Origin of the sequence: Akkermansia muciniphila (assembly GCF_030848305.1) — a bacterium.
GTDB lineage: Bacteria > Verrucomicrobiota > Verrucomicrobiia > Verrucomicrobiales > Akkermansiaceae > Akkermansia > Akkermansia muciniphila_A.
Window position 1 is genome coordinate 105319 of the sequence record NZ_CP114598.1, and the last position, 12616, is coordinate 117934.

The 12616-nt window shown below is 49.1% G+C and carries 13 protein-coding genes and 2 tRNA genes; 11 read left to right on the plus strand and 4 right to left on the minus strand.

Features of this window, described 5'->3' with window-relative positions; all coding sequences use genetic code 11:
• Positions 1–64 precede the first annotated feature (64 nt).
• Positions 65–643, plus strand: a complete 579-nt coding sequence (locus O4G22_RS00415) for a hypothetical protein (RefSeq protein ID WP_306701888.1) — start codon at positions 65–67, stop codon at positions 641–643.
• A 312-nt stretch (positions 644–955) separates the two neighbouring features.
• Here O4G22_RS00415 and O4G22_RS00420 read toward each other — a convergent pair whose 3' ends face one another.
• Entirely contained in the window at positions 956–1489 is a 534-nt protein-coding gene (locus O4G22_RS00420; RefSeq protein WP_290487616.1) for a hypothetical protein, read from the minus strand.
• 357 nt (positions 1490–1846) lie between these two features.
• Between O4G22_RS00420 and O4G22_RS00425 the strand changes: the two genes are divergently transcribed.
• The 10 genes from O4G22_RS00425 to O4G22_RS00465 all read left to right on the plus strand — a co-directional run bounded on the left by O4G22_RS00425 (position 1847) and on the right by O4G22_RS00465 (position 9307).
• Positions 1847–1921: transfer RNA gene (locus O4G22_RS00425), tRNA-Cys, on the plus strand.
• Positions 1922–1944: 23 nt separating this feature from the next.
• Positions 1945–2020 (plus strand) — tRNA-Glu (locus tag O4G22_RS00430).
• 99 nt (positions 2021–2119) lie between these two features.
• Entirely contained in the window at positions 2120–2332 is a 213-nt protein-coding gene (thiS, locus tag O4G22_RS00435) for a sulfur carrier protein ThiS (RefSeq protein ID WP_290487617.1), read from the plus strand.
• A 43-nt stretch (positions 2333–2375) separates the two neighbouring features.
• Positions 2376–4274, plus strand: coding sequence for a DNA mismatch repair endonuclease MutL (gene mutL / locus O4G22_RS00440; RefSeq protein WP_306701889.1), 1899 nt, complete (start codon positions 2376–2378; stop codon positions 4272–4274).
• 203 nt (positions 4275–4477) lie between these two features.
• On the plus strand, positions 4478–6430 hold the full coding sequence (locus tag O4G22_RS00445) for an O-antigen ligase family protein (RefSeq protein ID WP_306701890.1): 1953 nt from the start codon (positions 4478–4480) through the stop codon (positions 6428–6430).
• Between the two features lie 217 nt (positions 6431–6647).
• Complete coding sequence (locus tag O4G22_RS00450; protein ID WP_306701891.1) at positions 6648–7091, plus strand: type I restriction-modification system subunit M N-terminal domain-containing protein; 444 nt, start codon at positions 6648–6650, stop codon at positions 7089–7091.
• A 127-nt stretch (positions 7092–7218) separates the two neighbouring features.
• Positions 7219–7473: an N-6 DNA methylase gene (locus O4G22_RS00455; protein ID WP_345784510.1), complete on the plus strand. Its 255-nt coding sequence runs from the start codon at positions 7219–7221 to the stop codon at positions 7471–7473.
• Complete coding sequence (locus O4G22_RS11535; RefSeq protein ID WP_345784763.1) at positions 7457–7738, plus strand: hypothetical protein; 282 nt, start codon at positions 7457–7459, stop codon at positions 7736–7738. The genes O4G22_RS00455 and O4G22_RS11535 overlap by 17 nt, the downstream gene beginning before the upstream one ends.
• 163 nt (positions 7739–7901) lie before the next feature.
• Positions 7902–8270 (plus strand): helix-turn-helix domain-containing protein, encoded by a 369-nt coding sequence (locus O4G22_RS00460; protein WP_306701892.1) that lies wholly within the window; start codon positions 7902–7904, stop codon positions 8268–8270.
• The gene (locus tag O4G22_RS00465) at positions 8255–9307 is read left to right on the plus strand and encodes a DNA cytosine methyltransferase (protein ID WP_306701893.1); all 1053 of its coding nucleotides are present in this window, start codon (positions 8255–8257) and stop codon (positions 9305–9307) included. Before O4G22_RS00460 ends, O4G22_RS00465 begins: the two co-directional genes overlap by 16 nt.
• A gap of 47 nt (positions 9308–9354) precedes the next feature.
• On the opposite strand, the gene O4G22_RS00470 is transcribed toward O4G22_RS00465, so the two are convergent.
• The 3 genes from O4G22_RS00470 to O4G22_RS00480 are packed head-to-tail and all read right to left on the minus strand — an operon-like array spanning position 9355 to position 12613.
• A complete protein-coding gene (locus O4G22_RS00470; protein WP_306701894.1) occupies positions 9355–9771 on the minus strand; it encodes a very short patch repair endonuclease in 417 nt (138 codons plus the stop codon).
• A 2-nt stretch (positions 9772–9773) separates the two neighbouring features.
• A complete protein-coding gene (locus O4G22_RS00475; RefSeq protein WP_306701895.1) occupies positions 9774–10724 on the minus strand; it encodes a restriction endonuclease PLD domain-containing protein in 951 nt (316 codons plus the stop codon).
• A gap of 29 nt (positions 10725–10753) precedes the next feature.
• Complete coding sequence (locus O4G22_RS00480; protein ID WP_306701896.1) at positions 10754–12613, minus strand: Z1 domain-containing protein; 1860 nt, start codon at positions 12611–12613, stop codon at positions 10754–10756.
• Between the last annotated feature and the right edge of the window lie 3 nt (positions 12614–12616).

A 12616-nucleotide genomic window follows, 5' to 3' on the forward strand; every position in this document is an offset into this window, starting at 1 on the left:
GAACAGCCACAGAGGAAACGGAAAACATCCTTGATTCCCACCGGGGGCATGCTACAAAAGATAAATGAATGCCTCTGCTTTCCTGCGGCGCATACTCCCCATGCTGGCCGCGTTCCTGATGGCCTCCTGCGGTGATCCTACCGTCTCCTACTGGAAAAAGGCGGCGGATATCAATACGGAATACTCGGAAAAAAGCAACGCACTGGTGCAGCGCCTCCTGAAACTGAAAAAGAACCCTAATCTTCCGGGCCTGGAAGAAAGCAGCAGGGATGCGGCGGACCTGTTGCGGGAAAGGGACGAAGAACTGGCGGACCTGAGCACGAAAAACGTGGATCCCGCCGTGACGGCCTATGTGGAAGAAGACCGCAAGCTTTTTGCCAGAGGAAGAGAATTGGCGGAACGCTACCGGCAATACTTTGAAAAATATCTTAAGGGAGGGCCGGGATTCACTCCGGACCCAGTCCGGGCCGCCGCCCACATCGGCCGTGGCCGGCAGGAAATACGCAACATTCTGGCAGAAGCCCGAAAACTGGAAAAACGGGCGGAAATGCTGAGAAAAGAAAAGTTAGCTGAGCTTGAGCAGGAACTTCCTCCGCTGCACTTTCGCCTTCCGGAGTTGAAACAACTGTTATCCAACCGTTAAAAACGCGCACGAACCATTTGCATCAATGCTGAGTCACGGCCAGTCTGACAACGGACTTTCCACAGCACGGGCGGACACAACCGGCTCCTGAAACTTTCCCCGTCCCTGTTACGGAAATGTCCTTTTCCTGGATTTACAGGAAAAATGAGTTGCTCTGCTACCATCATCGTTTATTTCAGCATTCAAAAATCTCCCCTAAGGCCCCTTCCGCACAAGCTCCATAGTTTAAAATCCCAAAGCAGGGGAACGGACCTCCTCCACAAAAAAGCCCCGTTCATATTTCATGAATGGGGCCGTATCAATTTTTCAAATTCACCTGGAGGTTTGATCCATGACGATAAAATCCTTTTTCCCCACATACTCCCTCCGGGTACCCGGATCTCCATATCCGTCCCGGAAACGTACTTCCAGTTCGTATATTTTTCCGCTGGCCAGAGGTTGTAAATAGGTCAGCAGCAGGTATGCATCCTTGACGGGCACTTCATATTTTTCTCCGGGGTTCAGGGTAATAAAGCGCATAAGATCCGCGACACGTTCCATTTGATAGGAGGGAAGATACCATGCCGTTGGCCTTTCTCCCTTCCTTCCGTTTCCCTGACTCCATATCTTGATGATGATATTCGGCCCGCGTTCCTTGAGAGGATAGAAGTCGTTGAAAAGACGCACAGCCTTTTCTCCCTTGTTGGCAAACACCAGCTTGAAATCCGGAAAAGCGGCTCTTGGATCAAACGAGGTCTTTTCCATCACCACGGAACATTCAATTCCGTTATCAGCCTTGTCCCCCCATGCGGGAGCATGGAGGGACAGGATGACCAGAAGGCCTAATATCCGGGATATTTTTTTCATTACAGCACAATTCGGGAAACCCCATGAAGAGTCCCCAGGAAACAATCCTTACCCTATTGATTATAGGAGAGCGTTTCCAGCTCACAAGAACATTGTTTCCTATCTTCCAACTCGACATTATCCAGACAAACTGGAATTGTCACCTGGTATACCCCTCCGGGAGCAAGCTCTCGATAGTTCAAGGAATGATGAAACATTATTGTTCTCATCTTACGATCAAAAAACAGGCACGGACGGTGTCCCGCCAAAGAAAAAGCTGTCTCCAAAGAGCCCTTCACTTAAAAAACAAAGCATCTTTTCCAAAAACGAGATTGACACCCGCGGTTCTTTTCCCTAGTATCCGCGCACAACATCAGCGGCGGGGTAGCCAAGTGGTAAGGCGACGGTCTGCAAAATCGTTATTCGCGGGTTCGATTCCCGCTCCCGCCTCCAAGATGTTGTCAAAACCGGTTCAAGTCGCGTTCGTCTAGCGGTCTAGGACTCCCGCCTTTCACGCGGGCAACACGGGTTCGAGTCCCGTACGCGATGCCAGTTTTCTTTTCTTTCCGCCTTGATTCGGAATCTTTTTTACGCCATCCCCACGGGATGTTTCTGGATTTTTTCTTCTGTTGTGGTACAGTAGCTTCCGTCATGGCAGCCCAGAACGATATTATGCTGAACGGAGCCCCGTACGAACTGGCGGAACCCTGTTCCGTCTCCCGGCTTCTGGAACTTTTGAACATGAACGGCAACCCCGTCGTTGTGGAACACAACGGGGCCGCGCTCCTGCCGCAGGATTTTTCCCAAGCGACGGTTTCTCCCGGCGACCGGGTGGAAATCGTCTCCATCGTTGCCGGCGGCTAGGGGTTCCGCTTTTTGGAACAGTCTTTTCCAATCCGTCATCGCCATGCCATCCATCCACGTCATGTCTCCCACTCTTGCCAGCCAAGTGGCGGCAGGAGAAGTAGTGGAGCGCCCCGCCTCCGTTGTGAAGGAACTGGTGGAAAACAGCTTGGATGCAGGCGCCAAATTCGTGCGGGTGGAGATACGCCGCGGAGGCGTGGGCATGATCAAGGTGACGGACGACGGCAGCGGCATGTCACGGGCAGACGCCGAACTATGCACCAAACGACATGCCACCAGCAAACTTTCTTCCCTGGAGGAGCTTTTTGAAATCACCCATCTGGGATTCCGCGGAGAGGCTCTGCCCAGCATTGCCAGCGTTTCCCGCTTCAAACTCTGTACCAGGCAGCAGCAGGAGCTGGAAGGCTGGGAAATACGCATTGACGGGGGCCTGGAGCACGAACCGAGAAGCTCAGGCGTCTCTCCCGGCACCGCCATTGAGGTGGCCGACTTGTTTTACAATACTCCAGCGCGCCGCAAGTTCCTCAAATCCGCAGAAACGGAAGCCTCCCATGTGGAGCATCAGATACGCCTGCATGCCCTGGCTTATCCCCAAGTACGATTTGCCTATAAGCGGGATGACCAGCTTGTTTTCGACCTTCCCGCCACAGCGGATCTGCGCGTCCGCATTTCCGCACTGACGGATGCCGCTACAGCAGCGGCCCTGATTCCGATAGAAACGACCATCGGTCCCGGCATTTCCATCACGGGATTCCTGCTTCCTCTTTCCGAAGCCAGACGCACCAGAAAAGGGCAGTACGTTTTTATGAACACGCGTCCCGTGGAGGACCAGCTCATTAACCGGGCCATTCGGGACGGCTATGGAGGCTTCCCTACCGGACTGCATCCGGCGCTCTTTCTGTATATGGAGGTGGAGCCCGCTCTAGTGGACGTCAATGTGCATCCCGCCAAGAAGGAGGTGAGATTCCGCCGTTCCGCAGACGTGGTCAATACCATTGTGGAAGCCATAGCCACTACCCTTCAAAAGCACGCCCGGCAGGAAATTCACGCTGCCGCCGCGCCGGAGCCGGAGAGAATTCTTCCTGCCCCTTCCACCACCGCGCCACATTGGGAAATACCCGCCCGTTCCACCAATCCCGGTTCTGTTTTCCCGGCCGCCGCCAGACCGGCCCCTGCTTCTTCCGTCGCCCAACCGCCGCTTTCCTCATCTGCCAGACAATCTCATGGGCCTGTCCCTGCACCCACCCTCCGTGCCATTCCCCTGAAGCAGGTTCCCGCCACCCAGGGAAAACTGGATTTTCACCGTCAGGAGGATGAAGAAACGGCACGAAACACCCATGAAAACGCAGCTCTAGCGAGGGATGCCTCTGCCGGATTTTCCTATCTGGGAACACTCCGCCAGCAATTCGCCCTGTTTGAAACGCCGGAAGGCCTGGTTTTGATGCATCCCAAAGCAGCCCGGGAACGCATCATTTTTGAACGGCTGCGCGCGCACCGGGAAGCCCCCATGCCGTCTCAGCAGCTTCTGGACCCGGTGGTGCTGGATCTGGATCCGCGGGATTTTGCCGTCATCCGGCAGTTCGCCCCTCATTTTGACCAGGCTGGCATGACCATTACGCCCTTTGGCCAGAATACCATCAGAATAGAATCCATCCCAGCCCTGCTGGAACTGGAAAACGCACGCGCTTTTCTCCTGGAGCTGGTGGACCGTCTCACCCAGTCCGAATTCAGCCGGAATGCCAAACGCATGGCTTATGAAACCTTCATTGGGGAATTTGCCAGAAAATCCGCCTGGAGGGAGCGCATTTCCCCTCACCGGGCCCCTGCCATCCTGAAGGATTTACTTGCCTGCGAAGTGCCGTACTGCACCCCGGGCGGCAAGCCCACGCTGGTGAATTATTCCATCCCGGAAATTAAACGCAAATTCGGCATACAGGCATGAGGAACTTTGTTTTCCGGAAAACAGGCTGAAGCGTTGCCAGATTTTGCGGCAAACGGAAAATATGCAGCCAACGGCGGGTTAATTTACCCTGACCGACAAGTACTCTGTCATTCGGACGTCCCCTCCCGCACACAACAGGGAGCTTGCTCTTGGCAAGGAAGTTTCCCGCGTTTATACTGCCGCCTTTCAGACAAATCCCAGCCATGCCAGCCTCTCCCCCCAGTACCGCTCCCGCTCCGCGCATTGCTGAAACTGCCGCCGGAAAAGCGCTGGCGGTTCTGCTGGTCCTTTTTTATATTTTCCTGGTAACGACGGCGGCAGGTGGGGAATGGCACACCCTTTTCCTTCCCGCCTGCTTTCTGGCGGCGGCTCTCCTGCTGTTCTGCTTCTGTATTCTCCGGGGATACAAGATTCCCAGCCCCGGACTGCCGGGCTGGCTGGCCCTGGGGCTGGGCGGCGGTTATTTCCTTGTCCGGGCATGGTTTTCCCCCTGGTTTTATTATGAGAGCGTCGCGGATCTGGGCCTCATCGCCACGGCCGTCGTCATGTTCGCGGCGGGAACGTATGCCGGAGCCGGAAACGGGGAAAAGAGCATTCTCCCCATACTGGCTGCGTCATTAGGGCTGCTGAATGCCCTGTTGTGGGGGTACCAGAACATAACGGGAACGGAATCCTCCTGGTTCAGACCGGATTATTCCCTGTTCGGTTCGGAAATCCGCAATATCGGATTATTCGGATACAAAAATTTTTCCGCTCATTTCCTGTCCGTCACCGGTTTTTTCCTTTGCTCATACAGCATGGCTTCCGCCAGAAAATGGGGCATCCGCCTGTTTACGGGGGTGGCACTCATCCTCGTGTCCTTCACGTGCGGCTCCCGCTCCGCCTTCCCGAACGCCCTGGCGGGCGTTACCCTGTGCTTTTTTATTTATACCTCCAGCGTTTTCCGCAATAACAGAAAATTTTACACGGCGTCCATCCTGTTTATTATCCTGCTCCTCCTGGGGACGTCCTATGCCGTGCTGGATTTGTCCCGCGGGGCAGGCAGGCTGGCAGTCCTCCTGGATACGTTTTCCTTCGGCAACCGGCTGGACCTGTCCAAACTGGCCTGGGCGCTGGCGGACCAGTCTCCGCTGTTCGGGCACGGCAGCCGGATGTTCACCAATCTTTCCACGGAGTTTTTCTCCGGAGCCAACCTCCCCAATTTCGCCCACCACGAATATGCGCAAGCCGCCTGCGACTACGGTTATGCCGGGCTGGGGCTGATGCTGGCTCTGCTGGCTCTGTTCCTCATTTCCGGGCTCCGGAGCGTTCTGAAATTGTCGGGAGAACATCAACGGTCCAATCCCCTGGGGCCGGCGGCGTTCTGCGTATTGTGCATCGCCGCTTTCCATGCCTATGGGGAATTCATCTGGCATAACCCTGCCTTGCTTGGAGCCAGCGCCCTATGCGGCGGCATTACCTGCACAGCCCCTCTTTCCAGGGTGAAAGCTTCGCGCCGGGCCGGACGCTGGCTTCAAGCGTCCGCCGCACTGCTTCTGGCCATATTGGCCCTGTGTTATGCGTTTCTGGCTTTTCCGGTCTGGAAAAACTCTCTTCAAGCCGTTCCGGCTTCCTCCAGCAAACGGCTTCCCATGCTGGAAGAGGCCGCCTCCCGCAGTCTGGATCCGGATTTGGTGCGGCGCAACATTCTGCATGCCGCAGGCAGTTCTCCCCTCCCAAGCCCGGTTCAGCTCAAAGCATTGGAATATCAGGAAGAAAAAGCGGAACTCCTGAGCCCCGGGAACCACGGTCTGACGGCGGCCAAAAGCCTCCTTTATATCCTCCAGGGACGCCTTACGGAAGCGGAACAACTGCTCCGCCCGTACGTAGAGAGCCCCGGCAGGTTTGATGACCGCATGTTCGCCTGGACCACCATTTACAATAATATGCTGTATTCCTGGAGTACGGCCATTGCGGCCCAGTCCCCCGGACGCGCCCTGTCCATGGCCATGACGGCCCAACGCCTGATGTCCGCTCAAACAAATCAGTGGCTGTATTACGGTGCTCTGGACCCCGAAGTCAGAAAACAACACTACTCGCGCCTCAATGAGCTCAAGATGCTCATCATGACGCTTCAGTCACGCGGAGCGGTCCCGGACACCTCCTGGCGGCAATAGTATTTTTTGGCGGCCAGCTATCAAGATTGTAGCATTTGATGATTGAACAGGATGCATCTCATGCTGAACAGATGCACCGGCAACCATCTCTGCAAACATTATTGCCAAGACAAAAAATGGACAACACATGGCGCTTGAACAGGCGGAACACATTTGCTATACTATGAAACCGTACACCGGCTGATATTAGAATTTATGCCGGAGGAGGCAACACAAAATGCCCGATAAAGAATTGAAGAAGCTGAAGGATGATCTTTGGCATTCCGCGGATATACTTCGTGCGAGCGCACACCTGGCTACCAATAAATACGGACAGCCTATCCTTGGTTTGATTTTCCTGCGTTATGCCGCCATCCTTTACAAGCAGTACAAGGAGGAAATTGAGGCTCGTTATAACAAACTCAAAGGCATCCGTATGGAAAAATCTATTAAAGAGATTTCCATCGAGGTTTGTGGTTTCTATCTGCCGCCGGAGGCATATTACGATGCCATCAACGACGCTCCTGATGATGCCAACAAAGCCACACTTGTAAAAAAGGCAATGACCGCAATCGAGGAAACCAACGATAAAATAGACGGAGTTCTGCCCAAGGAAAGTGTATGGACAGCTTGTGCCGGAGGAAGAGCCGGATCTGCTCTCCAAAATCGTTCGTGTATTTAAGGACATCCCCGAAAATATCAGCGTTGACCTTTTCGGGGAAATTTACGAATATTTCTTGGGCAATTTCGCCTTGTAGGAAGGTAAGGCCAGCGGCACCTTCTATACCCCCGCCACGGTTGTTCGATATATGGTGGAGGTTTTGCAACCAACTTCCGGCGACAAGATGTCCCTCGACCCCGCCTGCGGTTCTGGAGGTATGTTTGTCCAGGCAACTCGATATATGCACAACCACAATGCCAGAGCTACGGATATGATGAAATTCCGTTGCTACGGCGTAGAAAAAGAGCCGGACACCGTTAAGCTGGCAAAAATGAATTTACTGCTGAACAATGTGCGTGGTGAAATCACTGAGGCCAACTCCTTCTATGCCGCCCCCCTATGATGCCGTTGGCAGATTTAAAATCTTCCCACGAACTTTAATACAATGCCCTGCATACAGAAGTGCAGAAAATGGCTTAAAACAAAGGCTTTTAGCGAACTTTAATGTTCAGACGAAAGCCTTCTTTTTTGTATGCGATGATTTTGCTGATGAAACGGTCTGCGGATTTGAACCCGACCGTTGTTCTGTTTTTGATGGGTTCAAAATCAAAGTGAACCCGCAAGGAAAAATAAAAAGGTTACAGTCCATCAAAAGCAATCAAACGTAGCGTCCTTGCTGTTGGAGACACGATATCATCTGCTATCGCATCTGTTATTTCTGGGAGCACAGAAATATGAATAAAAATATCGCTGCTTTTAAGCAGCGATATTAAAAAAAGCACTTGACAAATCGCAGCGTATGTGTCACACTGATAAAGTGAGCATGATCCTATGCAGAATTTAGGTCAGTTTTTTAAAGCTAAGAGGAAATCCGCAGGACTTTCTCAAAGGACGTTAGGCAACATTAGTGGTGTCAGCGATACTACAATTCATAATATTGAAATCGGAAAAACGAAAAATCCTGGATGGGATCTCCTCTGCCAGATAGCAAAAGCACTTGAATTCCATCCGTTTGAGATTATGAAAGCCGCAGGTTATATTACGGAAGACGATATCAATCCCGCGTTTCTGATGAAAGGCTTAGATAAGCTGAACAAGAACGAGCGAGAGAGTGTTCAGCTGTTCATAGATTTTATTTTATCAAGAAGAGGCACTAATGAGATGCGAAAGGAGGACTGTAATCCATGCAATATCGGTTAGGTGAATTATTCTGCGGTCCCGGAGGCATCGCATGGGGGGCAACAAACGCAGATATAGGCAATCCGGAATATACTATCATACATCAATGGGCAAATGATTATGATGCAGACACCTGTGAAACTTACCGTTATAATATTTGTCCTGAAGCAACGCAAACAGTGTATCATGAAGACATCCGCAAATTTGATATGTCAAAGTTGGCGGAAATTGACGCATTAGCCTTCGGCTTTCCGTGCAATGATTATAGCGTTGTAGGTGAACAGAAGGGAATGAATGGCGTTTATGGACCGCTCTACTCATACGGTGTCAAAGCATTAAAGAGGTTTAGACCGTTATGGTTTCTTGCGGAAAATGTCGGAGGCTTGCGTAACGCCAACGAAGGGAAGGCATTCACGAAAATTTTATCTGAATTAAGAAATGCTGGCTATGTCATTACGCCTCACCTTTATAAATTTGAAGAATATGGCATTCCACAGGCTCGGCACAGAATTATCATTATCGGTATCCGAAACGACCTCGACTTTACTTATCGAGTACCATCGACTGCTCCATATGCCGGTATTGACAACTCTTGCCGAACAGCGATTGAAGTGCCGCCTATTGCTGGAGATGCGCTTAACAATGAGCGAACTAAGCAGTCACCGATGGTGGTGAAAAGATTAAATCACATTCTCCCTGGACAGAATGCGTTTACAGCAGATTTGCCGGAAGAACTCCAGCTGAACATAAAAGGCGCGCGCATCAGTCAAATTTACAAGAGGCTTGATCCTGATAAACCGTCTTATACAGTCACAGGAAGCGGCGGCGGCGGAACACATATTTACCATTGGGAAGAACCCAGAGCGCTAACAAACCGCGAAAGGGCACGACTTCAAACGTTCCCTGATGATTATGAGTTCATAGGAAGCAAAGAAAGTGTGCGCAAACAGATAGGAATGGCAGTTCCGTGTCGAGGAGCTAAGATTATTTTTGAGGCTGTCTTGAAAACCTTTGCCGGAATACCATACGAATTTACCGAACCAAATATTAACGAGTAAAATAAAAAGCCAGACACATCCTTTGTGAATATAGTCTGGCTTTTTATTTATTTCTCGATAATTTTGTTGTACAGAGCATCAAGTTCTTTATCTCTCATGTTCTTCTTTAATTGACACTCCCAGATGATCAGAACCTTCCAACCTTGTTCGGCAAGAAGCGCATAATTCTCCTTATCTCTTTTTACATTATTCTCTATTTTACTTCGCCAGTACGAGATGTTTGTTGATGGCCATACGAATCTGCAACAACCATGGTGATGCCAGAAGCAACCATTCACAAATACAACGGTTTTATATTTTTTGAAAACAAGATCTGGTGTACCCAGCAATTGGCGGACGTTTTTACGATATCTCAATCCACGCGAAAACAAATATTTACCCACCATGATTTCAGGCTTTGTGTTCTGGCTACGGATATGAGACATATTCATGCTCCGCATTTCTTTAGAATGTTTGTCAGCCATAGTTATGTTCCTTTATGAACAGAGAAATCAAGGAAAAACACCTCATCGTCTATCTTATAAAAGGTCACATCTGTTCGGCCATAATTTATCAAATCCTGCTTTGTAACATATGCGCCGTTTGCAAGACCGAGACGATTTCTAAAATACTCTCCGAGCTGAGCATTACTTAAAGGAGTCGTTATAGCTTTATTGCCCTGTTGTTCAACACGCAGAACCAGCGTGTGTCCATCATCAGTTCTTGCCGTAAAATGCTGCTTGTTGAGTGGGAAAAACCCGTTCTTTGCGATAGAACTTGGCACCGGTATATATGCCTGGTTCTTATTTCGTTTGTTCCTCTGCCCCCAATTCAGACCAGATTTTTCACCCGTCTCTCCATTCCTTGAAAGCAACGGAAGTGTTGCTTTGACTATTCCTTCTCCTGAAAGTGTTAATTTTCCTTCGTCATCAAGGATATCGTGCTTCCCATGCAGTACAATATGCTCTTCAACTTCGCTGTGATTGCAAAAAATGGATTTTTCCTCTATTTCGTTGAAATAATCAAGCGCATCAGATGGATCACAGTTTTCTACAAGTTCCATCCGGCCCGAAAGAAATGCACTTTGCATAAAATCAGCAGAACCAGTGAATGCAAGGATTGGAGCATCCTGTTTCGTCCATATATACAAATTTGCGTGGACTGGAACCTCGGAATCATATACATAACTGCATTGAAAGCGAGACATACTGTTCCCATAATTTTTGCCGTGCAGTGCCTTAAAGCCTTCATGAACGGAAAGGCTTATTCCATCATAGGATGTCATTCCTACCACAAGCCTGATGTCAATAGGACGAAGATGGCGGTCATGCTGACTTTTTATAAGCCAAGAAGCCATATTTGGTGAAGCATAGCCAGAAAGAATCAATAACGCATCTGCGCCATCATCAATAGGAGAAAACAGCAATCGCTGTGTCAAGTTGTGACTTATCATCAGAATTCCTCCCGTCAATCAGATTCATCTCTGTTTTCCAAGACATCATAATACATGATGCCTGATGGCAGTTTAATGTTTGGAATCCATAAGGGCTTTCCTCCCCATCCTTTATTTCCAGTTACCTGGTACATGGTCAAGACTGTTATATCGGCAAACCTTCCTCCGAGATTCCAATCGTTAGGCGACAGTAACGCACCGGTTCCTTGGGCAACATTTCTATTACGCCTGACAATGAGAATTCCCTGTGCAGTCGGATGCTCTGCAAGTATGGTATTCATCACCGACTGAAAAGCATCAATCTTGAAATCCGGACTTGAAATGATATGCGAAAGAATATCTTTTATCAATCTCAAGCTGACTTGATAGAAAGTCTCCTCATCTGTAAATGGCGCAAGCATCCTGGAGATATCCTCGATTGAGTCGTTATCGGGATAAAACGGATAATAGTTAGTTCCTCCGGATAGAATTTCTACATGGTCGTTGTCCAGAACATTTTTTCTTGTAGGATTCAGACCTTCTGGATAATAGAGCTTCACATCCTCTATTCCACGTTCAACCTGTGAAATAATAGAATTGTTTGTAGCATTAATATCAGAAAACAGTTTATACAGGCGTTCATCGATGTAAACCATCATCATTCCCGAATCTCTGTCATAGCCAAACATTCGGCTATGCTGCCACATAGTATCAGCCTGCGGCTTCTTGCTTGTTCGTGTGTAATAAATAGTTTGAAGGCTTGGGAAAGTAACTCCTCTGCCCAGCGTATTTCCGCCAATCACAAAATTGCAACCTTCGGAGTATTCCGTACTATCAATGTCTGATTTGCCGTTCATCACGAGGACTTTTATCGCATCGCTAAGCAATAAATCCTTTGCTTTAGCAAACAGCTCATTAAAAGAAATCTTTCTACTTTTTACAGGTTCAAAAGAGTCATACTGTATTTTTAGCTCCGACTGAAATCCGCCATCTATATTAGCAATACACCAGGCGAGTTCCTTTGACACATCTTCGGCAAATCGTTTGTGTGCAGATACACGGACACTTGGGTGAAAAAGGCAATTTGAAACTTTGCCTCCCGCACACAGAATCTGTGAAGAGACAGCAAGATGTCTTACAACGACTGACCTTGTCGGATGCTCCATTGTATCTAAATATGATACGCACTGCGGCTTTCCTGTGGCGGGGAAGAAGAAGTCTCCACCAAGATATGCATCTCCTGGCTGAAAATAATAAGTAAAATAGGGATGCCATCCAGAGACTATTGTTTGCAGAAAAATAGCCTGCGGAGTACCCGTAACCTGCAAATACAGACTACTGGAGGCACCGTTTTTGATAATATCAAGGTATCGATTAATTGATGATTGACGATCTTTATTAACTAATGTGTTAAGTGAAGCGGCATCAGCCTCGTCATCAATTACAAAAAGCGGATTTCCTTTCATAAAACCCGTAGAGTTTAGAATATTTGCCCAAAGTTTCAGAATGCGCACATTTTTCTTGAGCACAATTATTGCAGGCTGAATCAAACTATTGTTGGTAAAAAGACCAGCATCATTTTCACCGCATATACAAAAACCATCGAGATCAGACCTCACACGATCCAAGGTTTGCTGTTGAAGAACTACATTATCCGTGGTTAAAAGCACAAAAGCCGGAAAGCCTAAATCAGCCGCTTTGCACATTATCCCAAACATCTGACCAGTTTTTCCAGACTGCACGTTACCGAACAAAAGACCAATCTGGTGATCAGAAAAGGAAAATGTTTTGATATAGCGATTCCCAACATCTTCCGAAGTTTTAAGAATGGATTCTGCGAGCTTTTCGTTTCCGCGGCTTGCAATTTTATTCAGATAAGTCTTTAAATACTCCATATC